A 22,857-nucleotide genomic window follows, 5' to 3' on the forward strand; every position below is an offset into this window, starting at 1 on the left:
TAGAAAGCAGCCTTCCTCGTGAAACCCCTCGGCACCGGCGATCCGCTCCGGCTCGGACCGTACCGACTCCTCGGCGTCCTCGGCGAGGGCGGTATGGGCAAGGTCTACTTCGGCCAGGACTCCTTCGGCAGGAAAGCCGCTGTGAAGGTCCTCCGCCCCGAACTGGCACACGACACGAAGCTGGCCCAACGCTTCGTCCGCGAGGCCCAAACGGCGCAGTCCGTCAGCAGCACAGGCGTCGCAAGAGTGCTCGGCGCGCACACCGACGGCGGGCGCCCATGGATCGCCACCGAGTTCTTGACCGGTCCGACGCTGGACGATGCCATCAGCCGTCACGGGCCACTGGACGAGCCGACACTGCGCGTCCTGGCCTCCTCGCTGGCCCGGACGCTGGCCGACATCCATGCGACCGGGCTGGTCCACCGCGATCTCAAGCCCGCCAACATCGTTCTGACCTCGGCCGGACCGCGCGTCATCGACTTCGGCATTGCCCGGCCTGAACACGGGCTCACCCTCACGACCACTGGGCAGATCCCCGTCACTCCCGGCTTCGGCGCTCCCGAGCAAGTGCTGGGCCGGCGTGTCGGGCCCGCAGCGGACGTGTTCTCCCTGGGGGCTGTGCTGATCTACGCGACCACAGGGACCCAGGCGTTCACCGGAACCCACGTCGCAGCAGTGCAGTACGAGGTCGTGCACGGAGCACCCCGTATGGACCGGGTCCCGCCTCCTCTCGCGCCGCTCATCGGCCCCTGCCTCGCCAAGGACCCGGCGCACCGGCCGACACCCGGGCAGCTGGCGGTGGCGTTTGCGCCTCCCCGAGGCGCGGAACGGATGTGGCGCCATGGGCCACTGGCGTCTGACATCAAGGAGCAGGAACGCACGATCCACCACCTGACAACGGTGGTTACCTCCTCGGACTCCGGGGGAATGTCGCGACGGCGCCTGCTCACCACACTCGCGGTGGGCGGCGCGGTCCTGGCAGCCGGAGGCGGGGCGACGGCGTGGTGGCTGGGCAACCGGGGTGACTCGGGCCCCTACGCCCTGCCTCCGGCGGCCGACACCCCGATGGCCGACCCGGTCGCCGCGACGGCTGAGGGCCCCGAACCGCTGTGGGCCGGCGCAGGGCTGCTCGACAAGACGGGGGGCGGCTTGCTGCCTGTGCGCGATGTCGTGCTCGCTGTCGGAGCCCCGGAGGGCGGACTGGCCGCCCACGGCGTCATCGACGGAAAGCGCCGCTGGCATGCCCCCGGCCCGGTCCCGGCCGCCGGCATCGTCACCTTGTCGGACGCGCTCGTCGCGGCCGTCGACAAGGAGGGCGACGTAGTCACGTTCGTCGCCTCGTCGGGCGAAGCACGGTGGTCGGTCCCCGCAGCCGCGCAGCACATCCTGGCCGCCGACGACTCGGCCGTGTACATCGTCACCAAGAACGACCGGCTCCGCAGCATCAGCCGCTCCGACGGCAGCATCCTCTGGACCGTCCGCCCCAAGGTCTTGCTGGATGCCGAAACCCGTCCGCGCGGCGTGGCGGGGGGCAGCCGACTGGTGATCGCGACGGGCAAGGGCCGCGTCCTGGCCGTCGACACGGCCGACGGCCAGGAGGTGTGGAACATCGACGACCAGTCGCCCACTGGGCAGGCAGGTCTCTACCCTGTGCTGTACAAGGACATGGTCCTGATCAACGGTGCCACGCTGACCGCCCGCAACCTGTCGGACGGCACCGAACGGTGGTCGAAGAGCAGCTCAATCCACGGCATGCTGCAGCCCTCGGGCCCTCCTCTCGTCAAGGACGACACCGTGTACAGCACACGAGGACCCTACATATTGGCGTTCGACGCAACAGACGGCACCGAGGTCTGGAGATCACCGGAAGGCTCCTTCGCGGACAGCCCGGTGGTAGTGCAGGGCGATGCGGTGTGCGCCATCAGCTCGAACGCAGGCGATGGGGGCGCATGGGAGCTCCATGCGATCTCCCGCAGCGACAACAAGCACGTCTGGAGCCGCCAGCTGCCGAAGGACGCCGGGTCCTACTGGTTGAACGGCGATGGCAACCGCCTCTTCGTGAGGGCAGGGGCGGAGGTGGTGGCGCTTCCGGTGTTCGCGTAAGAGGCATGCCCATATCGGCGGGGCGGGAGTACAAGGACAGGGTGGGCACCTCCCGCGCGTGCCCACCCTGTACTGATGTCCGGCCGTGCTTAGAAGTAGCCGGCGGCCTTCTTGTCGCCGGCCTGGTAAGCCGGGCCGGCCTCACGGACCGCCTTTGCGATGCCCTTCAGGGCCGTGTGGATCGCGCGCGTCTCCGTGTCCCACTTCTTGTGGGCGCCGTCCGCCGCGACCTTCGCCTCACCTTCCCAGGTGTTGGAGACGGTGCGGATCTGCGTCTGGATGGCCTCCAGAGCGTCGTCAAGTCGCTTGGCCTGCTTCTCGATGGTCGTGGCAGCCTCTTCGAGCGAGGCGTAGGTGACGAGCATGACGCCGTCGTTGTTTGCCGGCATGGTCCCTCCAGGTCCCGTTGATGCCTATGAGTTGGCTGGTGCGGTGTCCGACGCGTACGTCAGTAGGCGGCGATGTTCGACGTGGCCTTCTTCTCGGCCGCGGCGTCCCCGGAGAAGCCCGCGGTCACGTCGACACCCTTGAGGGCCGCCTCGACCTCGTCCTCGGTGTTGCCCGCGGTCACCCGCGTCACCTGGATGGCTTCCTGGAAGTTGAGCATCAGCTTGGCGATACGCACCATGCCCTGGTTGATCTCGTTCTGCTTGACGTCGAAGGCGCCGGCGCCAATACCTTTCCAGCGGCCTTCGAGGCTGTCGATGACGCCCTGGAGAGCCCTCAGCTGCCCCTTGACGTCCTCGAACTTGCGGGTGAGTTCGTCCTGGAAATCCTTGAGACTCTGATCGCCAACCTTCTGGACTGACATGTGTCGCTCTCCCTTTCTTGGGTTCTCATGGGAACTGCGCCCGCCCTGTCGCGCGCACGCAGAATGGTCTGAGTCGAACGTCCCGGCCCGCTGCTCGGAGCCGGGACGCTGTCAGGCGGTGCGCCGCTTACGTGCGAACGCGTAGGCCGCCCCCACAACAACGACCACGGCTGCGGCACCACCGATGATCAGTCCGAGCCGGCTGTCGTCGTCGGCACTGTTGTCAGAGCCTGTCACGGCGGCAGCGGAGTCGGCTTTGTCCTGAGGGGCTTGTGACGAAGCTGGTGCAGAGGGCTTCGGTGAGGCGGACGAGCCGGAAGCACCGCCGACGCGCTCGTTCGTGAGAGGGCTGATGTTCGGGTCACCCGGCTTGCCGATGCCTCGGTTGATGTGGGCGCCGGGGCGGACGATGCCGTGGCCGAGGTACCGGCTGAGCGTTCCCTCTTCCCAGTCCTCGCCGCGTCCGGCGGACTCGAACATGACGCGGAGTACCTGGTTCGCCGTCCAGTCGGGGTGGGCGGACCAGATGAGGGCGGCGGAGGCGGAGGCAATGGCCGATGCGTGACTCGTGCCCTGCTCGTCGCAGTACCGGGTCAGGCTCTTGTCGCAGTACCCGGGAATGCCGGTGCCGGGTGCCGCGATGTCGACGAAGTCACCGTAGGTGGAGTAGTCACCGACCTTGCCGTCCCGACCGGCTGCCCCAACGGCAACCGCCTCGGGGTAGGCGGCGGGGTAGTTCTTCTTGTTACCCTTCTTCGCCTCGTTGCCGGAGGACGAGAAGAGCAACTTCCCCTTCTGCTGGGCGTACTTGACAGCGCTCCGAACCGAGGAGCTGTAGTACTCGTTGCCGAAGGAGACGTTGATGATCTGGGCTTCGCTGTCGGCGGCGGCCCGGATCGCCTCCTCCTGGTCGAAGGCGTTCACCTTCTCGTTGTTCTGCAGCTCGGTGTCGCTGACCCGATAGGGAATCACCTTGGCGCCAGGTGCCAGCCCTTTGATGCCCCCGCCCGCTCCGGTACCGACGATGAGTTCGGCCATTGTCGTACCGTGGCCCGAATAGTCGTCGGTCTCGTCGCCCTTGGCTTCGGCAACGTCCTTGCCCTTGAGTACCTGGCCTTTGAGGGGCGGGGTGGACGGGTCGACGCCGGTGTCGATGACAGCAACAGTGATGCCCTTGCCGGTCGAGGTCTTCCAGATCTCCTCGGCGTTCATGGCATCCAGGTACCACTGCTTCGCCTGCGCATCTGCGGCATGCGCCGCAGGGGCGGCGCCGACGAGTCCTGCCGTCAGCGCCACCAGCGCAGCCACGGTGCCGAGGCTCCGCCGAGCGCTGCGGGCCTCGATCGTTCGTGCCATCATTCTGACTTCCGAGCCTTCCCAGTGGTTAGTCGATCACCGGCGGAACAACGCCGCGTCGGCGATTCGCCCTTGTCTCTTCGTCGTCGGTCAGGAAATCCGGGCGTGCGGTGCCGTCGCGGTCCTGCTCGTCGTCCCGGCGCTGGCCGCCACGGCCTCCGACCGGGCCCCCACCTCCCGTGCCTGAGCGAGCGCCGGCGGCACGCGGGGTGCCGACCACACCGTTCGCACTGGGGGTGCCACGGCCCACGAGCCGGGCGGGCGTGTTGGCGGCGTTGGCTCCCACGACGCCTGCCTGGCTCGGTCGCGCGGCCGTGGAGCGCCCCGCGGCCGAGGCTTCCGCGCCGATCACCGTGCCGCGGGGAATACGCGATGGCGTACCCGCGCCGGCAGGGCGCTGAGGCGTGCCTCCGACGATTCCGTTCCCGAGGTTGCGGGATCCTGTGGGACTCGTGCTGCGTCCGGTGGCAGGCTGCCCCTGGCCACCCGGACGGCCGACAATTGGAGCTTGCCCGCGTCCGGTGTTCGGCGCCTGACGCCCTGGGCTGCCCCCACCCGGGATGCCCGGGGTGGTCGGACGGCCCACCATGGGCGAACGGCCGGCCGTCGGGGACGTCGGGCCGCTGGTGGGCGCGATCGGCGCCCGCCCCGTCGACGTGGCGGGGCGGCCCAGCGGCTGGTAGGTGCCGCGCGTGCCCTCTCGGCCTACGGCCTTGTACGGCTGTCCGCCAGCCGTTCTCGAATCACCCATGCGCGGGGACGTAGCGCGTCCGGGCGGGCCGAAGCTGGTGAGCGGCGGGGTGGTGACGGGCCCAGGACCCTGATTGGGGGTGTTGACGACGGTCGGCTGCGTCGGGCTCGGATTGGTGGTGGGCGGCGTGACTGTGGTCACGCTGTCGATCTCCATCGACGTGGAGTCGGTGACGGTGCCCGCCTTACCGGGCATCCCCGTTCGGTGGGTTCTTTCGCCGATACCGGTGTCTCCGGTTTCGGTGATCGCGGAAGAAGGCCGCGCCGAGGCCTCACCAGTCGCGGCGGAGCCGCCACCGCTGGTGTCCTCCTTACTGCCGGACGGCGGCGGCACCGCCGCCTTGTACGCCGCCGGCGGCTTCGGCGGCTCCTGGGCAGCCAGCGTCCCCTGCGAGACCGCGTAGAAGGACGCCAGGCGGTTCATCTGGTTGATGGCCTCCTGCCGGTCCTTCTCGACCTGCAGCGCCTTCTGGTACTCCAGGTTGTCCGGCGACTGCTCGGGGATCTTGAAGTCCTTGGGGTCCTTCTGGACCGCTCGGGTGTCGCGCGGCGGCCGTGCGTTGCGCACCGAGGCCAGGCCTGTGCTCGCCACCTTCATCTGGGCACCGACGGCGTTGGCGAACTTGCCGATCCCCCACGCGTAGCCGACGACCTCCGAGCCGTACGTCTGGAACGCCTCAGCGCCTTCACCGTGCCACTCCGCCTTGGTCTGCTTGACGAAGTCGTTCAGATCCTTGGCGGCATCGTTGATGGCCTTCGTCGCCCGCTCCAGGGCGTCGCCCGCCTCCTCCAGCGCCTCCGGGTTCGCGCTCTCCAGGAGGTCGAGCATCTCGTTGAGCTTGCGGCCGTCGAACGCCGTCTTCCCGAAGATGCTGCCGCCGGGGCCGAAGCCGAAGGACTCGAAGATGTCGTTCGCCCGTTCCACCATGTCAGTGGCAGCGAACTGGCCGTGGATCTGGGCCTCTTGCTCCTGCTGCTCCTGCTCCTGCGGCGTCAACGTGGGCTTCGGCTGCGGCTGCTTTTCTTCACTCATCGCTCATCCCCCCCAATTCGACGTGCCGCTCTTGGTGTCGGTGCGAGGCTGCGGGGGATTGGCCGGCTTGTCGCCTTGCTCCTTCTCACGCTGCTTCGCCTCCTCGCGTGCGATCGCAGCATCCCGCTCCTCGTCCAGGCGGGCCTGGATCTCGTGGAAGCGACGGCGCTGATCCTCGTCCACGTTGTCGTAGCCGACGTCCGCGGCGTGGACCCCGATGGTCAGCAACTCGATCTGGTCACCGAGGGACTTCGACAGCGAGACGAGCGCCTTGTGGACGCGGTTGTACTCCTTGTGGAAACCGTCCGCCTCTTCGAACTTGATGCCGCCACCGACGCCGAACGACGCCCGCGTCACCCGTTCCATCGCGACCTTGGAGGCGCCCCCATCGCCGCCCTCCAGGTCCCGGAGCACCGCATCGACGCGCGACCGGAACTTCTTCAGAGCGCCCACTCCGCGCTCGAGGTCACTCGCCACAGCCGCCCCCGTCACCAACTACCTCGAGCACGAGTCATTCCTCCCCGTTTGCTTCAGCTGTGCTCAGCTGTCCCACATTGCGATCGTGGTGACCCGCCATCCACCGATTGCATCGGATACCACTCTAACCACCAGGCATGACAGGCCAAGTGCCTTATCCGTCACGAGACTTCAACAGTCTCACGGACCGCCTCGTGTGCGCCTGCAATTGTCACCTAACCGGCGCCGTACCGCTACGCAGCGTCAGCCCGTCGCCTCCCGCGCGAGCCTTCGGCTCCTGCGCCGGGAGTCGCGGAGCGCCACCGCCGAGCCCGCGATCGCCGCGACCACCACTCCCCCGCCGACCAGCACATACGTCGCCAGTCGCGCATTGCGCTGTTCCGGCGTCTCGCCCAGGTGGAGTTCGGCCGGGGTCGGGGCTTCGGCGCGGGTCACTCCCTCATGGGCGACCGGCTTCTCGATGGGCTTGTCGTCCTCGGTCAGGGCGCGGACCGGGTCGACCACTCCCCAGCCGACGAGGCGGTCGTGACCGGCGATCGAGCGTTCCGCCGTCTGCTGGATCTGGGCGACGATCTGCTCCTGGGTCCAGTCGCCGTGCTTGGCCTTGACCAGGGCGGCCAGACCGGCGACGTACGGCGCGGAGAAGCTCGTGCCGGTGTCGGCGCAGTGGCCGCCCCCCGGCACGGTGGAGACCATGTCGACTCCCGGCGCGGCCACCCCCACGAAGTCGCCGGACTGGGAGAACTGGGCCCGCTCGTTGTTGCGGTCCGACGAGGCGACGGCGAGCACGCCGTCGTACGAGGCGGGGTAGGTGCGCTTGACGTTGCCGCCCAGTCCGTCGTTGCCCGCCGACGCGACGACGACGATCTCCTCGGCCAGGGCGGCGTCCACGGCCTGCTTGAGCGCGGGTGCCGGTGCCACGGCGTTGGCCGTGTCCTGCGAGATGTTGATGACGTCGGCCTTCTTGTCGATCGCGTGCCGGATCGCCTGGGCCAGGGTCTCGGCGGTGCCGTTGCCGTCCGCGTCGTTCTGCTGGATCGGGATGATCGTGGCGTCCGGCGCCAGCCCGACGAAGCCGGTGCCCTTGACAGGGCGGGCCGCGATGATCCCCGCCACCTTGGTGCCGTGGCCCACCGTGTCCGTGGTGCCGTTCTCCTTGCCGCGCTCGAGCTTGTTGCCGTTGGCGTCCTTGGCGTTCTTGGGGATCAGGTTCACGCCGCTCTTGGTGTCCACGGCCTTCGTCAGCTGGGGGTTCTTGACGTCGACGCCCGTGTCGATGACGGCCACGCGCACCCCCTTGCCGGTGGACTGCTTCCACAACTCGTCCAGCAGGACGCGCTGGAGCGCCCAGGGCCGGCCTTCGTACTTCTTCCCCGGAAAGGTGCACTGGGTGCTGTCCGCCACCGCGGTGGTCATCGGCAGACCGATGACCGTGAGGGCGGTGGCGGCCGCGACGGTGAACAGGCGCCGACTGGTGTTCGTCATCGTCCTACCGGCCCTCACGAACCCTGGGGCTGCCGCGCGGCCCCGGTCGACAGACGCGGTCCGGTGGGCAGGAACGTCGACCATTCCGCCGGGATGGGCCGCGGGTCGACGCCCTTGTAACCGAGCCGGTTCTGGGCCTGCTGGGCTTCCGCCTGGCGCGCCTGCTTCTCCTCGGCCGAACCGGAGGAGCCGATGCCGGAATCGTCGGTGGCGCTGTCGCCGTTGGACTGCATCGCGTAGCGCAGGCCGGTGTCGGTCACGAGGAAGAGGAAGCCGCTGCCCGTCGTGGAGCCCTTGAACTGCCGGAACAGCTGCCCGGATCCGGGGGTGACGTAGGCGCTGCTGGAGCCGGTGGGCAGGGTGGCCGGGAAGTCGGTACCGGCCCACGTGCTCAGTGTGGTCCTCCCGTTGTCGGCGTCGACCGATCGCAGGACGTTGCACACCGTGTTGCGGCTGCCTTCGGACGTGCTCGCGTCGTTGACGGGCACCGGTGCCGCCTGCGGCCACTTCTTGTCCTGGCCGAACGCCTGGCCCGGCTGGAAGGCGCCGCCGCTGACCGCGGTCGCCTCGCCGGCCTGGCCGAGGTCGACGAGCTGCCGGCTGTTGAGCAGCAGTTTGGCGGTGAAGTCCGACACGGGGGCGACCCGTCCCTGCAGGACGACGTACATCTGCTTCTTCGTGCCGCTGGTGGCGGACAGGACCATGCCGACCTTGTTGACCTCGGGGTCGAGCTCACCGGGGATGTCGGCAGGGGTGTTGACCTGTCCGGGCACGGTCGGGAAGGTGATGGTGTCGCCCTTGTGAAGGGTGGCGAGCCACGCCTCGGACACGCGCTGCGCCGCGCGGTCCTGGCCGACCAGCTGGCGCAGCAGCAGTTCGTCCTTGTCCACGCGGTAGGCCGTGCCCGCCGCGTCGACCACGTAACGGGTCTTGTCGGGCCCTTCGACGTAGAGCAGTTCGCCGCCGGTCAGACGGTTCGCGCCTTCGGTCTTCTTCGCCTCGCGCTCGGCGAAGACGAACGCCGCCTTCTGGATCGCCCGGCCGCCCTCCCCCGGCCGTTCGCACACGGCCCAGCGCTTGGCCGCGCCGGCCTCCTTGCCTTCGGGCAGACGGTCGGGGGCGTACGGGATGCCGAGCGTGGCACCGTGCGGGATCTTGCCGCTGTCGAGGACCGACTCGTCGACGTTGATGACCTTGCCCTTGTCCGGGTCGAGCAGGAGCTTGGCCGACGACATGTTGAGAACGGGGTGCAACTGAACTTTCTTGCCGGTCCTGAGCACGACGTAACGCGTCGTCGACTTGCTGGCGATGATGACGTTCTCGCCCGGCTTGTCCCAGCCCTTGGGGGCCACCGGCTTGAACATCCCCCAGGCGCCGAAGACCGCGAGGATCACCACACCGACGATGGTCCCGGGCAGCACCGCCCGCAGCGGGCGCGGCGCACCTTCCTCGGAGCCGGTCGCATTCGGCTGCACGAACTGCGCAATCAGCCTCCGCTTCGCGAAGGTGTAGGCGTTCAGTTCGTCCCGTCGTGATGCCATCTGTTCGCTGTCCCTCTCCCCGCTGGGCGACCAGGTTCCCACACTCATCGTGACGGCCTGCCGTCGTGCCGCCCCTACTATGCCTGCTGGCGCTCGCGTCTCACTGCTCAGGTAGGGTGATCGCCCGGTCAACGCCCATGAGAATTTGGCTAATACGGACACGAGGGGGCAACGCGGCGATGGGTACGGCGACGCGTGCGCGGAACGGGCGGACCACCGGTCAGGCGCCTGGCACTTCCCGACGGCAACGCAGCAACGCACCCGGGGCGAGGACTGCCCGGGGTGTCCCGGCAACAACGACTCTGCGCCCTCTGTCCCGTACGAGCCGGATCGGCCCGCTGCAGCTGCGGCAACTGGTCCTGGTGGAGACGGCTCTGGCCCTCGTCGCCGTGGGCCTGGTCCTCGGCGGCCTGTGGCTCGTTGCGACATGCGTGGTGGCGGGTGCGCTCGTGCTGCTCGCCGTGATCCGCCGCCGCGGGCACGCGCTCCAGGACTGGCTGTCGACCGCTCAGGCGTTGCGTGCGCGCAGTCGCAACACCGCACCGGCCGCGCCCGACACCGACGCCTCCCTCGCCCCGATCGCCGAGAGCGTCCCGGGGCTGCGCCCCTCGCCGTACGTCGACCGGAAGCGCCGCACCATCGGCATGCTGGGCGACGGGAGCTTCCTGACCGCCGTGGTGCGCGTCGAGGCCAGCGGGTCGGCCCTGCGGCCGGCGTTCGGTGCCCGTGCTCTGCCGCTGTCCCTGCTGGGTGACGCCCTGGCGGTCGACGACATCCGGGCCGAGTCGGTACAGCTGGTGCAGCAGGTACGCGCCGCGCCCGCGCCGCACCTTCCGCAGCAGTCGGTCGCCCGGCTCTCGTACGCGCCGCTGCAGGAGAAGACGGGCGCGCCCGCACTGCGGATGACCTGGGTGGCGGTGAAGCTGGACCCCGAGCTGTGTCCGGAGGCCGTGGCGGCCCGCGGTGGCGGCTTCGAGGGGGCCCAGCGCTGCCTGGTCCGGGTGGCGGACCATGTCGCCAGCCGGATCACGGGCGCGGGTTTCCAGGCCGTCGTGCTGGACCAGGAGGAGCTCAACTCCACCATGGCGACCGCGGCATGTGCGAGCCCGCGGGCGGCGGCGCGTGCGGGCCGGCCCGACACCGCTCCGCAGCGGCGCACGTCGGAGACCTCCCGGGTGTGGCGGTGCGACGACCGCTGGCACACGACGTACGCGATCGGCCGCTGGCCCGAGCTCGGCCGGGGTGCGACCCCGCTGCCCAAGCTGGTCTCGCTGCTGACCGCCGTCCCCGCGTACGCCACCACCTTCAGCCTCACCGTCCGGCACGGTTCGCGTCAGGGCACGATGGACATCGGTGGCCATGTGCGGATCACCGGCGGTTCCGACACGGAACTGGTCGGTGTGCGCAGGACTTTGGAGCAGGCGGCCCGGACCGCGAAGGTGGGTCTGCTGCGGCTCGACCGCGAACAACTGCCGGGCGTACTGGCGACCATGCCTCTGGGAGGTGCTCGGTGATGGGACGCACGGGAACGTCCAAGGGGCTGCGGGGCCTGATCGGCCCGCGGCACGCAGGGCACACCATGGCCGCCGACCACCTCGGCGCCCTCTCCCTCCCCGTCGGTGACGACGGGGTGGTCATCGGGGACGACGCCGAGGGGCGTCCGCAGATGGTGGGCTTCCACCGCTCGACCCCCTACGAGGTGCTGCTGATCGGCGGCCTGTGGACCGCGCAGGTGCTGGCGCTGCGCGCCGCGGGTACGGGCGCGAGGGTGGCGGTGGAGACCGGTCGCGCACGGGAGTGGACCGTTTTGGCCCAGGCGGCCGGCGCGGGCCTGGAGTGCATCACGCTGCACGACGTGGGGCGCGTGCCCCCGATGGGTGCGACCGTCGGCAGTCCCGTCGTGGTGGTGCGCGACTGCGGCATGCGGCCGCCGCGCGGGCGCGTGGTGTCGTCGCCGTGGCAGTCCGTGCTGACCCTTCTGCCGTATCTGAGCCCGGTGGCGCCGCGGTTGCTGCGGACCGCGACGCTGGTCGGCGTCCAGAGGGTCTCGCCGCAGGAGGCGCAGCAGATCGGGCGCATCCTGGGGCTCGCCCAGAGCGAGGTCGAGGCTCTGCCGACGCTGGCGGACGGCGTCACGCTGTGGTGCGCCGGACGTGAGCGGCACTGGGTCATGACGAGCGCGACGGACGCGGAGTCCGGCCTGCTCGGTGTGGCCCGCCGGATGGACTGAGCCCGCTCGCGCGCCGGTCCGCGCAGGCGCATGCCCCGGATGACGCCACGACGGTGGAACCCGTCATGGCGTCCGCGTCACCTCGCGGTGGACGGTCCCGGAACTCGGCCACCAGGTCCGGCCTGCTGGCCTAGGATGTTCCACGGTGACGGAGAGCGACGCCGAACTACGCCGCGCCACGAGGCACTTGGGCCGTTCACCCGGCTGCCGAAACACCGGATGCCGGATGTCGGCCGTAGCGAAAGGAACCCTGATGGGGAGCGCGCAGGAGAAGGACGAGCTGTACGCCCTGGACATCTCCGACGTCGAATGGCAGGGCCCTCCCGGCACCAGTCCGGACGAGGAGCGGGTCGAGATCGCTCATCTCCCGGGCGGCGCCGTCGCCATGCGTTCCTCGCTGGATCCGGAGACGGTTCTCCGGTACACCGAGGCGGAGTGGCGCGCGTTCGTGCTCGGCGCGCGGGACGGCGAGTTCGACCTGCGCTGAGGCTCAGTTCCTCGCCGAGGCTTCGGCCTCCTCACATCGGGCCGGCGGCCCGCGACGACCGGGCAGGGGTCGCGGGACCGCCGGTTCGTCATGACGCGGGGCCGCCGAGGCCGAGACCGGATCGTTGGGCGGCACCGGCGGAATGGATCCAGCGACTCCGGATCTCGGCGCGGTTGTGCCGGTTTGCCCCATGAGGTTCTTCACGCTCCGGCGTACCGGCGTCACATGCGGGCAGGGCGTGACGCACAGGACAGCGGCCGGGGGCGGGCGGGCCTGACGGAGTGGTGTTGTTGGCGATTAGGGTGGGTCCGGGCGCGGCAGAAGAACCCTCGGGCATGTTCACCGCGTCCTCAGGGGGAGAGCCGGGCCGATCGGACGTCAACGGTGGCCCCCACCCACGACGGCACAAGGGTGCTCGACCACACCAGGAGGCAAAGTGAACGGCGATCGGGACGACATCCACGGGGGCTGGAACCTTCCCGTCGACGAGTCCGACGCGGAGCCCGCCGAGCTGACGGGTGAGTTCACCATCGACTACACCCCGCCTGCCTGGTACACGCAGAACGCGTCGGGCGACGCCTCGGGCGGGAGCACCGGTCAGTACACCCCGCCTCCGCCGCAGGGCGCTCCGGTCGCCGTGCCGGGGCTGCCCGCGGGCAGCGGTTTCGAGCCGAACTGGGCGCCTGCGCCGCCCGCCCCGCCCGCGGCACAGGAACCCGGCCCCGCAGCACCGCCGCCCGCTCCTGCCCCCGCTCCGGAGGCCGCCCCTCCGGCTTCGGCTCCGGCTCCTCCTGCCCCCGCTCCCCCGGCTTCGGTTCCGGCTTCGGCTCCGGCCGAGCAGGCGCCGCCGGCCGCCGCTGCCGCGCCCGCGACGGACGACACCTCGTCGCAGTCCTTCGGAGGCGGTGATCTGGAGAGCGGCGCCACCATGCGCTTCTCCCCCGCCGCGCTCAAGCGCGAGATGGCCGAAATCGCCGCCGCCAGGGAGTCCCAGGACTCCGAGGCCGCCGAGGCCACGGAGGAGAACGACGCCGAGACCACCGGCGCCACCGACAGCACGGCCCAGCCCGCGGACGACGCCGAAGCGGTTGAGCCCGTCGACGCTCCCGTGGCCGTCGCGGACACGGACGACGACCCCGCGGCGCCGGCGGACGCCTCGGACGACGCCCCGGCCGGCGACGACGCCCGCGACGCGCGGGCCGAGGCCACACCGGCAGGCGACCCGGACGGCGAGGCCGCCGCCGACGAGGTCCGGGCCGCCGTGCCCCAGGACGCCGCGCCCGCCGCCGAGGCCCAGCCGTGGGCGCCTGCCCCGGCCGCCACCGCGCCGCAGGGCGAACTGCCGCCGCTGCCGCCCTCGTACCAGCCCGCCGCACCGGCGCCCGCCCAGCAGTGGCCCGCACCCACCGCCGACCAGTCGGCGCCCTGGCCCGCGCCCGGGCAGCCCGGCGGCTACGGCTTCCCGCAGCCCGGGCAGCAGCCTCAGCCGCAGGCACAGCCCGCTCCCCACGCCCCGGCTCCGCAGGGCGGTGACGGCTTCCCGCAGGCGGCGCAGCCGGGCCTGCCCGCACAGCGGGCGCAGCCCCTCCCGGCCCAGGCCCCGGCGCCGGCTCCCCAGGGCGGTTACGGCTTCCCCCAGCAGCAGGCTCAGCGGCCCCCGCAGCCGGGCGGTTACGGCTTCCCCCAGGCAGCGCAGCCCGGACAGCAGCCCCAGCCCCAACCCCTGCCGCAGCCGCAGCCGCAGCCGCAGCCGCAGCCGGCCCCCAACACCCAGACCCCACAGGGCGGTTACGGCTTCCCCCAGGCGGCGCAGCCCGGACAGCCCGCGCCCAACGCCCCCCTGCCCGTTCCGGCCCAGGTGCAGCAGCCCCAGCCCGGTCAGTCGCTCCCGCCGGCGGCCCACCCCGGACAGCTGCCTGCCCAGGCGCCCGGCCGGCAGGCTCCCGGCGCGCCCGTCGACCCGCGTACCGCCGGCGCGTGGCCCACGCCCGTCACGCACGATCAGCGCGAGCGGTCCGTGCCCGGGGCTCCCCTCGGGTACACGGCCGCCGTCGAGCTCTCTTCCGACCGGCTGCTGCGCAACAACAAGCAGAAGCCCAAGTCGAGCCGCAATCCCGGCAGCGCCGCGCGTTTCAAGATCGGCGGCAAGAAGGAGGAGGCGGAGCGCCAGCGCAAGCTGGACCTGATCCGGACCCCAGTGCTCTCCTGCTACCGGATAGCGGTCATCAGCCTCAAGGGCGGCGTCGGCAAGACCACCACGACCACCGCGCTCGGCGCGACCCTCGCCACCGAGCGCCAGGACAAGATCCTCGCGATCGACGCCAACCCCGACGCCGGTACGCTCGGGCGCCGGGTGCGCCGTGAGACCGGGGCCACGATCCGTGACCTCGTCCAGGCGATCCCGTACCTCAACTCGTACATGGACATCCGCCGGTTCACCTCGCAGGCGCCCTCCGGGCTGGAGATCATCGCCAACGACGTGGACCCGGCCGTCTCCACGACGTTCAACGACGAGGACTACCGGCGCGCGATCGACGTGCTCGGCAAGCAGTACCCGATCATCCTCACGGACTCCGGCACGGGCCTGCTCTACAGCGCGATGCGCGGAGTGCTGGACCTCGCCGACCAGTTGATCATCATCTCCACGCCGTCCGTGGACGGTGCGAGCAGTGCGTCGACGACGCTGGACTGGCTGTCCGCGCACGGGTACGCGGAGCTGGTGCAGCGTTCGGTGACGGTCATCTCCGGGGTGCGCGAGACCGGAAAGATGATCAAGGTCGACGACATCGTGCAGCACTTCCAGACGCGCTGCCGCGGTGTCGTCGTGGTGCCCTTCGACGAGCACCTGGCCGCCGGCGCCGAGGTCGACCTCGACATGATGCGCCCGAAGACGCGTGAGGCGTACTTCAACCTCTCGGCGCTGATCGCCGAGGACTTCGTGCGAGCCCAGCAGCAGCAGGGCCTGTGGACGGCCGACGGCAGCAACCCGCCGCCGCAGTCCGCGCCGCCGATGCCAGGCCACCAGGGGCAGCCGCAGTGGCAGGGCCAGCCCCTCCCGGGGCAGCCGATGCCCGGTCAGCCCTACCCGCCGCAGCCGCACCACCCCCAGCAGCCGCAGCCCCCGTACGGCGGCCCGCAGCAGGGGTACCCGCCGCAGGGCTGGCAGCAGTCGCCGCCGTCGCAGGCGCAGTCCCCCGCGACGCCGGCCGGGCCGCCGCCGGGCGCGGCCGGACACCCCGGCGCACCCGGCGTTCCGGGTCAGCCGGGCGTTCCCGGTCAGCCCGATCCGCAGGCGTCCGTACCGCCGGCCGGATGGCCGCACCAGCAGCCGCCCCACGCGCCGTCAGCCCCTCAGCAGTGAGGCGACAGAGGTCTTGACCAATGAGGGCCCGCACCGACTCGCCGGTGCGGGCCCTCAGCGCATTCCCGCAGCCCACACGCGGTTTGGGCCACCGTTGACGCGGCAGAACCACCCTGATAAACCTTCGCTTCACCAGCTGGCGCACCCATGATCAGCAACCCGCCATCTCCCAGCGAGACTTGACGCGAGGTCACCGTCCATGGTCACAAAGGCTCCACTCCGCTCCGTCCGGCAACGCCCCCGCTACCGACTGGTCCTCGCCGCATCCGCCGCCGCGTCCGCGCTGGTGATGTCCGGCGCGATCGTCCCGCACGCCCACGCGCAGCCCGAGGCCCGCGCCCTCGCCCCGGCCCTGTCGGAGGCGTCGGGCGAGGACGACGGCAAGGACGGCAAGCAGGTCCTCACCGTCGCCGTCTCGCAGAGCGTGGACTCCCTGAGTCCGTTCCTCGCCTCCCGGCTGGTGAGCACCTCGATCCACCGGCTGGCGTACGAGTACCTGACGAACTACGACCCCAAGGACGGCCGGACCGTCCCCGCACTCGCCACGGCGTGGAAGCCGTCCGCGGACAAGCTCACGTGGACGTACACCATCCGTGACGACTCGAAGTGGTCGGACGGCAGGCAGGCCACCGCGGAGGACGCGGCCTGGACCTTCAACAAGATGATGACGGACGAGAACGCCGCCACCGCCAACGGCAGCTTCACGGCCAACTTCAAGAAGGTCACCGCGCCCGACCCGAGGACGCTCGTCATCGAGCTGAAGAAGCCGCAGGCCACCATGACGGCCCTCGACGTGCCGATCGTGCCGAAGCACGTCTGGGAGAAGGTCGGCGACTTCTCGAAGTTCAACAACGACAAGCAGTTCCCCATCGTCGGCAACGGCCCGTTCGTCATCACGGACTTCAAGGTCGACCAGTACGTGAGGCTCCGGCCGAACAAGGACTTCTGGCGGGGCGCTCCGAAGTTCGACGAGCTGGTCTTCAAGTACTACAAGGACGGTGACGCCGCCGTCGCCGCGTTGCAGAAGGGCGAGGTGTCCTTCGTCCAGGGCCTGACCCCGGCGCAGGCCGCCGCGCTGAAGAACGCGGAGAACATCAAGGTCAACGACGCGCCTGGCCGCCGCTTCTTCGCGCTGGCGACCAACCCGGGCGCGCAGTCCAAGGACGGCGCGAAGTTCGGCAGTGGCCACAAGGCGCTGCTCGACCCGGCCGTGCGCAAGGCGCTGTTCCACGCGACGGACCGCAAGACGATCGTCGACAAGGTCTTCCAGGGCCACGCCGTCGAGGGCGAGGGCTACATCCCGCCGCGTTTCACCTCGTACTTCTGGAAGCCGGAGGCCGGCCAGAAGATCGAATACGACCCGGCGCGCGCGGCGAAGCTGCTGGACGACGCCGGTTACCGGAAGAACGCCGCCGGCAAGCGCACCGGCAAGGACGGCAAGCCGCTCGACTTCCGCATCCTGTGCCACGCCACCGATCCGAACGACAAGGCGATCGGCAAGTACCTCCAGGAGTGGTGGGGCGATCTGGGCATCGGGCTGAAGGTCGAGTGCCTCGACAACGTCTCCGACCCCTGGCTCAAGGGCGACTACGACCTGGCCTTCGACGGCTGGTCGGTCAACCCCGACCCGGACTTCGTCCTGTCGATCCACACCTGCGCCGCGCTGCCCGCCACCCCCAAGGACACCGGCGCGACCGACAACTTCATCTGCGACAAGCAGTTCGACGAGCTCTACGCCAAGCAGGCCGCCGAGTACGACCCCGCCAAGCGGGCCGATCTGGTCCGTCAGATGCAGTCGCGGCTGTACGACACGGGATACATGAATGTCCTCGCGTATCCGAACGCGGTCGAGGCGTACCGTACCGACCAGATCAAGTCCATCACGACGATGCCCGAGGCCGCGGGCAACATCTACGGCCAGGACGGCTACTGGAGCTGGTGGTCGGCCGAGCCCGCGGCCGGTGACGGCGGCGGGTCCGGGAGCGGCTCCTCGACCGGTGTCGTGCTCGGCGTCGGCGCGCTCGTCGTGCTGGCCGCCGCCACCGGGCTCGTCGTCGCGATGCGGCGCCGTTCCACCGCGGAAGACCGTGAATAGTCGATGAGCACCACGAGCACGACCGGCACGACCGCTGTGGCGCGGGCCCCCGAGGCCCGCGCCGCGAGCGGCCACGTACGCGCCTATCTCCTTCACGCGGCGGGCAGGCTCGGCGGTGCGGCGGTCTCGCTGTTCGCCGTACTCGTCACGAGCTTCTTCCTCTTCCGCATCATCCCGGGCGACCCGGTGAAGGCCATGACGCACGGCATGCCGACATCGGCGGAGCAACTGGCGACGCTGCGCCGCCAGTTCGGGCTGGACAAGCCGCTGTGGCAGCAGTTCACCGACTACTGCGGCAAGGCGCTCTCGGGTGACCTCGGCATGTCGTACCAGTTCCACGCGCCCGTGGGCGATCTGATCGCCCAGAAGGTCCCGGCCACGCTGTTGCTGACCGGCGTCGCCGTGGTTCTCTACTCCGCGATCGGGCTCTGGCTGGGCACGCGCTCGGCATGGCGGCACGGCAGTCTCGGCGACAAGCTCAACACGGGTGTCGCGCTGACGCTGTGGTCGGTGCCCTCGTTCTGGCTGGGCCTGCTGCTGATCATCGTCTTCGCGGTCGGCATCGGCCCGGTCCCCGGCCTGTTCCCCACCGGTGGCATGGAGTCCGGCAGCGAGAGCGGCTTCGCGTACGTCGCCGACGTCGCGCACCACATGGTGCTGCCGGTGATCACACTGGTCGCGGTCGGCTACGCGCAGACGCTGCTCGTGATGCGTTCCTCGCTGCTCGACGAGATGGGCAGCGACTATCTGACGACGGCCCGGGCCAAGGGGCTGCGGGACGACGTGGTGCGCCGCAGGCACGCCGTGCCGAACGCGATGCTGCCCACGGTGACCATGGTCTTCATCAACCTCGGTCATGTGGCGGCCGGTTCGATCCTGGTGGAGACGGTGTTCTCCTGGCCGGGCCTCGGCGGCCTGTTCTACCAGGCGCTGAGCGTGCCGGACCTCCCGCTGGTGCAGGGCCTGTTCGTCGTGTTCGCCGGCGCCATGATCGTGATGAACCTCCTCGCAGACCTGCTGTATCCGCTGCTCGATCCCCGGGTGGGCCGATGACGACGACCCCGGTCGACAAGACCGCACCGTCAGCCGCGTCGCTTGCATGGGCGCGCCGCCGCGACTCGGCGGCCCGGTTCTGGCGTGCGTACCGCACCCACCGCGCCGGTCTGTCCGGGCTGGCCGCGCTCGCGCTGATCGCCGCCCTGGCCGCGGCCGCACCGCTGCTGGTCGGACCCGACGTGCAGAGCGTGACGAACGCGCCCGGCACGGCACTGGAGGATCCGAGCGGCGCATTCCCTCTGGGGACCGACCAGTTCGGGCGTTCACTGCTCGGGCTGCTGGTGTGGGGCGCCCGGGTCTCGCTCACCGTGGGGCTGCTGGCCGCCGGCCTTTCGGTGGCGATCGGCACACTGGTCGGCATCGTCGCGGGTCACTACGGAGGCTGGTTCTCCACCGTCCTGATGCGGATCACGGACTGGTTCCTGGTCATGCCGGCGCTGGTGCTCGCGATCGTCCTGGCGACCGTCATGTCGCGGAGCATGTGGACCGTGATCGTCGCCATCGGGGTCACCAGCTGGCCCACCACGGCCCGGCTCGTGCGCGCCCAGACCATCGCCGTCGAGTCCCGTCCCTACATCGAGCGCGCGAAGGCTCTCGGCGGCGGGCACCGGCACATCATGACCCGCCACGTCCTGCCCAATGTGATGCCGCTGGTCCTCGCGCAGACCACCCTCGGCATCTCCAGCGCCATCCTCACCGAGGCGACGCTCGCCTTCCTCGGTCTCGGCGACCCGAACGTGGTCTCCTGGGGCGGCATGCTCCAGGACGCGCGGGAGGCGGGCGCGGTGTCCTCGGGCCACTGGTGGTACCTGGCGCCGCCCGGCATCGCGATCGCGGTCGTGGCCCTCGCCTTCACCCTGTGCGGACGCGCGATCGAGTCCGTGCTCAACCCGAAGCTGGGGGCGACTCGATGACCGCGCCGTGCCTTCTCGAGGTCAGGGACCTCCATGTGACCTACGGCTCCGGTGCGCGGGCCGTCCCCGCCGTACGCGGTGTCGACCTCACGCTCGCGGCCGGCCGCAAGCTGGGGGTCGCGGGCGAGTCCGGCTGCGGCAAATCGACGCTCGCGCTCGCCCTGCTGCGGCTGTTGCCCGCGTCCGCGCACCTCACCGGCGAGATCCTGCTCGACGGCGAGGACGTGCTGACCATGAAGTGGGGACGACTGCGGGCCGTCCGCTGGGCGGGGGCGTCGATCGTCTTCCAGGGCGCGATGCACTCGCTCAACGCGGTGCACCGCGTCGGGGACCAGATCGCCGAGCCGGTCCTGCTGCACCGCAGGGCCACCCCGGCCGAAGCGAGGACGCGCGTCGGCGAACTGCTCCAGCACGTGGGCCTGCCGGTCTCCCGCGCCGACGCGTATCCGCACGAGCTGTCCGGCGGGCAGCGCCAGCGGGTGATGATCGCGATGGCCCTGGCCTGCGACCCCCGGCTCATCGTGGCCGACGAGCCGACCACCGCGCTCGATGTGATGATCCAGGCGCAGATCCTGCGACTCATCGAGCAGCTGGTCGCCGAGAAGGACATCGCCCTGTTGATGATCAGCCATGACCTGGGCGTCCTCGCCGACACCTGCGACGAGCTGGCGGTGATGTACGCGGGCCGGATCGTCGAGGAGGGCCCGGCGCGGGAGGTGTACGGCGCGGCCCGGCACCCCTACGGGCAGGCCCTCTCCGCGGCGTTCCCGCGCATCGGCGACCCGGCGTCGCGCCGTGCGCCGCGCGGCCTGCCGGGCGACCCGCCCGACCCGGCGTCACTGCCGGACGGCTGTACGTTCCACCCGCGCTGTCCCGTCGCCGTGGACGCCTGTACGAGCGGCGACCAGGTGCTGGTCGCGGCGGGTGAGGGGCGCCGGGCGGCCTGTCTGCACGTGGGGGCGAAGCAGCTGTGAGCCGTACCGAGGAGCCGAGCATGACCAGCACTCCCCTGCTGTCCGCGGCCAAACTGCACGTCGCCTTCCCCGGGCGGCGGGGCCGTCCCGCCGCGCGGGCGGTCGACGGGGTCGATCTGGACATCGGTGCGGGCGAGATCGTCGCGCTGGTCGGCGAGTCCGGCTGCGGCAAGACCACGCTCGCGCGCTCGCTGCTCGGTCTGGTCCCGCCGACGTCGGGACGGGTGACGTTCGGGGGGCAGCCGCTGGACTACTCCTCCCGCTCGCTGAAGCGGTACCGCAAGCGGGTGCAGCTGGTGCTGCAGGACCCGAGCGGTTCGCTCAACCCGCGGCACACCGTGTACGACGCGGTCGCCGAGGGCCTGCGGATCCACGGGTACGCGGGCGACGAGCGGGCGGCCGTCGCGCAGGCGCTGTCGCGGGCGGGCCTGCGCCCGCCGGAGCGGTTCTTCCTGCGCTATCCGCACGAGCTGTCCGGCGGTCAGCGCCAGCGCGTGGTGATCGCCGGGGCGCTGGCGCTGGAGCCCGAACTGATCGTCGCCGACGAGCCGGTGGCATCGCTGGACGCCTCCGTACGCGGCGAGATCCTCGCCCTGCTGCTGCGCCTGCGGGACGAACTGGGCCTGTCCGCGCTGGTGGTGACGCACGACCTCGGGCTCGCGTGGAACATCGCGGACCGGGTGGCGGTGATGTACCTGGGCCGGATCGTGGAGTCGGGACCGGTGGAGGAGGTGCTGACGGCACCCCGGCACCCGTACACCCAGGCGCTGCTGTCGGTGCTGCCGGAGTCGGGGAACGCCCCGGTGGTCCTGACGGGCGAGCCCCCGGACCCCTCCCGGATCCCGTCCGGGTGCCGCTTCCACGCCCGCTGCCAGATCCTTGCCTCGGGCGAGGCCGCGCGGGCGGGTGTGGCGGACCTGTGCCGCACCCGGGACCTGCCGGTGCTGGGGAGCACGGGGGCGGGGGTGGCGTGCCACTGGTCCCGGCGCTGAGCCGGAGTCCGCCCGGGGGCGTGGCGCTCCCGCTGCCCCTGCCGGGGTGGTGCCGGGGCCCCGTTCCGCCCGGTGGCCGCCCCCACGGCTTGGGGTCGCTTCGCGTCAGGGCACGTGCGGACGACGGCCCGCTCACGGTCACCACGTCCGCCGGACGGCCGAGCCCGAGAAGCCCGGCCCACGCGGAGGTGGTTGCGCACACGCGTCCGCGCCGCGCACGAGGCCGCGGCCCGGACGGCTACGCCGTCAGTTCACGGCAGCGCTTCACGTCGTCCGCGATCGCCACCAGCAGCGCGTCGATCGATGCGAACTTCTGCTGGCCCCTGACGAACGCCAGGAAGTCCACCGTCACGTGCAGCCCGTACAGGTCCAGGCCGACGCGGTCGATCGCGTACGCCTCGACCGTCCGCTCCGTGCCGTCGAACTGCGGGTTCGTGCCGACGGAGATCGCCGCCGGCATGCGCTCCCCGTTCGCCGTCAGCCAGCCCGCGTACACGCCGTCCGCCGGGATCGCGGTGTGCGGCAGGGTCTCCACGTTCGCCGTGGGGAAGCCGAGCTCGCGCCCGCGCTGCGCGCCGCGGACCACGACGCCCTCCACGCGGTGCGGGCGGCCGAGGATCTCCGCGGCGCCCGTCACGTCGCCCTCGGCGACCAGGCGGCGGGTCAGGGTCGAGGAGAACGGCTCCCCGCCGCCCGCCTCGCCGGACACGAACAGGTCGACGACCTCGACCTCGTAGTCGTAGGTGGCGCCGAGCTCGGTGAGGAAGGCGACGTTCCCGGCGGCCTTGTGACCGAAGCGGAAGTTCGGGCCCTCGATGACCGCACGCGCGTGCAGCTTGTCGACGAGCACCTTCACGATGAAGTCGGCGGGCGACAGCTTCGAGAACTCCACGGTGAACGGCAGGATGAGCACCGCGTCGACGCCCAGCTCCGCCATCAGCTCCGCGCGGCGGTGGTGAGGCGCCAGCAACGGCGGGTGGCTGCCGGGGCGCACGACCTCGCTGGGGTGCGGGTCGAAGGTGACGACGACCGACGGCACGCCCAGCTCGCGCGCCTTCTCCACGGCACGACCGATGATCAGCTGGTGTCCGCGGTGCACCCCGTCGTAGGAGCCGATGGTGACGACGCTGCGTCCCCAGTCCTCGGGGATGTCCTCCAAGCCACGCCAGCGCTGCACTGTGACCGCTCCTCG

18 protein-coding genes are annotated in these 22,857 nt (G+C 71.0%); 10 read left to right on the forward strand and 8 right to left on the reverse strand.

The genetic code is table 11. The annotated features are described in order from the left end of the window. Positions 1-18 precede the first annotated feature (18 nt). Positions 19-2,103, forward strand: a complete 2,085-nt coding sequence (locus AB0K02_RS18695; protein ID WP_365993546.1) for a serine/threonine-protein kinase — start codon at positions 19-21, stop codon at positions 2,101-2,103. An 89-nt stretch (positions 2,104-2,192) separates the two neighbouring features. Here AB0K02_RS18695 and AB0K02_RS18700 read toward each other — a convergent pair whose 3' ends face one another. From AB0K02_RS18700 to eccB, 7 genes are all read right to left on the reverse strand, one after another. Beyond that, entirely contained in the window at positions 2,193-2,492 is a 300-nt protein-coding gene (locus AB0K02_RS18700) for a WXG100 family type VII secretion target (RefSeq protein WP_365993547.1), read from the reverse strand. A 59-nt stretch (positions 2,493-2,551) separates the two neighbouring features. Next, complete coding sequence (locus tag AB0K02_RS18705; RefSeq protein WP_365993548.1) at positions 2,552-2,914, reverse strand: WXG100 family type VII secretion target; 363 nt, start codon at positions 2,912-2,914, stop codon at positions 2,552-2,554. 111 nt (positions 2,915-3,025) lie between these two features. Then, positions 3,026-4,222: a S8 family serine peptidase gene (locus AB0K02_RS18710; RefSeq protein ID WP_365993549.1), complete on the reverse strand. Its 1,197-nt coding sequence runs from the start codon at positions 4,220-4,222 to the stop codon at positions 3,026-3,028. A 76-nt stretch (positions 4,223-4,298) separates the two neighbouring features. After that, positions 4,299-6,053, reverse strand: coding sequence for a hypothetical protein (locus tag AB0K02_RS18715; protein ID WP_365993550.1), 1,755 nt, complete (start codon positions 6,051-6,053; stop codon positions 4,299-4,301). Positions 6,054-6,056: 3 nt separating this feature from the next. Beyond that, complete coding sequence (locus AB0K02_RS18720; protein WP_365993551.1) at positions 6,057-6,530, reverse strand: hypothetical protein; 474 nt, start codon at positions 6,528-6,530, stop codon at positions 6,057-6,059. Between the two features lie 243 nt (positions 6,531-6,773). Next, complete coding sequence (mycP, locus tag AB0K02_RS18725) at positions 6,774-8,015, reverse strand: type VII secretion-associated serine protease mycosin (RefSeq protein WP_365993552.1); 1,242 nt, start codon at positions 8,013-8,015, stop codon at positions 6,774-6,776. 14 nt (positions 8,016-8,029) lie between these two features. Then, positions 8,030-9,556, reverse strand: a complete 1,527-nt coding sequence (gene eccB, locus AB0K02_RS18730; RefSeq protein ID WP_365993553.1) for a type VII secretion protein EccB — start codon at positions 9,554-9,556, stop codon at positions 8,030-8,032. A gap of 179 nt (positions 9,557-9,735) precedes the next feature. Between eccB and eccE the strand changes: the two genes are divergently transcribed. The 9 genes from eccE to AB0K02_RS18775 all read left to right on the forward strand — a co-directional run bounded on the left by eccE (position 9,736) and on the right by AB0K02_RS18775 (position 21,665). Then, the gene (gene eccE, locus AB0K02_RS18735; protein WP_365993554.1) at positions 9,736-11,070 is read left to right on the forward strand and encodes a type VII secretion protein EccE; all 1,335 of its coding nucleotides are present in this window, start codon (positions 9,736-9,738) and stop codon (positions 11,068-11,070) included. Continuing rightward, on the forward strand, positions 11,070-11,786 hold the full coding sequence (locus AB0K02_RS18740) for a hypothetical protein (RefSeq protein ID WP_365993555.1): 717 nt from the start codon (positions 11,070-11,072) through the stop codon (positions 11,784-11,786). The genes eccE and AB0K02_RS18740 overlap by 1 nt, the downstream gene beginning before the upstream one ends. A 253-nt stretch (positions 11,787-12,039) precedes the next feature. Further along, the gene (locus AB0K02_RS18745; protein ID WP_345614041.1) at positions 12,040-12,273 is read left to right on the forward strand and encodes a DUF397 domain-containing protein; all 234 of its coding nucleotides are present in this window, start codon (positions 12,040-12,042) and stop codon (positions 12,271-12,273) included. A gap of 436 nt (positions 12,274-12,709) precedes the next feature. Continuing rightward, on the forward strand, positions 12,710-15,634 hold the full coding sequence (locus AB0K02_RS18750) for an SCO5717 family growth-regulating ATPase (RefSeq protein WP_365993556.1): 2,925 nt from the start codon (positions 12,710-12,712) through the stop codon (positions 15,632-15,634). A 199-nt stretch (positions 15,635-15,833) separates the two neighbouring features. Next, the gene (locus tag AB0K02_RS18755) at positions 15,834-17,729 is read left to right on the forward strand and encodes an ABC transporter substrate-binding protein (RefSeq protein WP_365993557.1); all 1,896 of its coding nucleotides are present in this window, start codon (positions 15,834-15,836) and stop codon (positions 17,727-17,729) included. Positions 17,730-17,732: 3 nt separating this feature from the next. Beyond that, entirely contained in the window at positions 17,733-18,782 is a 1,050-nt protein-coding gene (locus AB0K02_RS18760; RefSeq protein ID WP_365993558.1) for an ABC transporter permease, read from the forward strand. Continuing rightward, a complete protein-coding gene (locus tag AB0K02_RS18765) occupies positions 18,779-19,699 on the forward strand; it encodes an ABC transporter permease (protein WP_365993559.1) in 921 nt (306 codons plus the stop codon). The genes AB0K02_RS18760 and AB0K02_RS18765 overlap by 4 nt, the downstream gene beginning before the upstream one ends. Next, entirely contained in the window at positions 19,696-20,673 is a 978-nt protein-coding gene (locus tag AB0K02_RS18770) for an ABC transporter ATP-binding protein (protein ID WP_365993560.1), read from the forward strand. Before AB0K02_RS18765 ends, AB0K02_RS18770 begins: the two co-directional genes overlap by 4 nt. A gap of 20 nt (positions 20,674-20,693) precedes the next feature. After that, positions 20,694-21,665, forward strand: coding sequence for an ABC transporter ATP-binding protein (locus AB0K02_RS18775; RefSeq protein WP_365993561.1), 972 nt, complete (start codon positions 20,694-20,696; stop codon positions 21,663-21,665). A gap of 238 nt (positions 21,666-21,903) precedes the next feature. On the opposite strand, the gene AB0K02_RS18780 is transcribed toward AB0K02_RS18775, so the two are convergent. Then, on the reverse strand, positions 21,904-22,842 hold the full coding sequence (locus AB0K02_RS18780; protein WP_365993562.1) for a bifunctional riboflavin kinase/FAD synthetase: 939 nt from the start codon (positions 22,840-22,842) through the stop codon (positions 21,904-21,906). Positions 22,843-22,857: the final 15 nt, after the last annotated feature.

The sequence above is a fragment of the Streptomyces sp. NPDC049597 genome, assembly GCF_040675505.1.
GTDB lineage: Bacteria > Actinomycetota > Actinomycetes > Streptomycetales > Streptomycetaceae > Streptomyces.

Coding starts and splice junctions, on each gene's coding strand:
- AB0K02_RS18770 (WP_365993560.1), top strand. CDS start 19,696: ATGACCGCGCCGTGCCTTCTCGAGGTCAGGGACCTCCATGTGACCTAC.
- eccE (WP_365993554.1), top strand. CDS start 9,736: ATGGGTACGGCGACGCGTGCGCGGAACGGGCGGACCACCGGTCAGGCG.
- AB0K02_RS18700 (WP_365993547.1), bottom strand. CDS start 2,492: ATGCCGGCAAACAACGACGGCGTCATGCTCGTCACCTACGCCTCGCTC.
- AB0K02_RS18765 (WP_365993559.1), top strand. CDS start 18,779: ATGACGACGACCCCGGTCGACAAGACCGCACCGTCAGCCGCGTCGCTT.
- AB0K02_RS18760 (WP_365993558.1), top strand. CDS start 17,733: ATGAGCACCACGAGCACGACCGGCACGACCGCTGTGGCGCGGGCCCCC.
- AB0K02_RS18745 (WP_345614041.1), top strand. CDS start 12,040: ATGGGGAGCGCGCAGGAGAAGGACGAGCTGTACGCCCTGGACATCTCC.
- AB0K02_RS18755 (WP_365993557.1), top strand. CDS start 15,834: ATGGTCACAAAGGCTCCACTCCGCTCCGTCCGGCAACGCCCCCGCTAC.
- AB0K02_RS18715 (WP_365993550.1), bottom strand. CDS start 6,053: ATGAGTGAAGAAAAGCAGCCGCAGCCGAAGCCCACGTTGACGCCGCAG.
- mycP (WP_365993552.1), bottom strand. CDS start 8,015: ATGACGAACACCAGTCGGCGCCTGTTCACCGTCGCGGCCGCCACCGCC.
- AB0K02_RS18740 (WP_365993555.1), top strand. CDS start 11,070: ATGGGACGCACGGGAACGTCCAAGGGGCTGCGGGGCCTGATCGGCCCG.
- eccB (WP_365993553.1), bottom strand. CDS start 9,556: ATGGCATCACGACGGGACGAACTGAACGCCTACACCTTCGCGAAGCGG.
- AB0K02_RS18705 (WP_365993548.1), bottom strand. CDS start 2,914: ATGTCAGTCCAGAAGGTTGGCGATCAGAGTCTCAAGGATTTCCAGGAC.
- AB0K02_RS18775 (WP_365993561.1), top strand. CDS start 20,694: ATGACCAGCACTCCCCTGCTGTCCGCGGCCAAACTGCACGTCGCCTTC.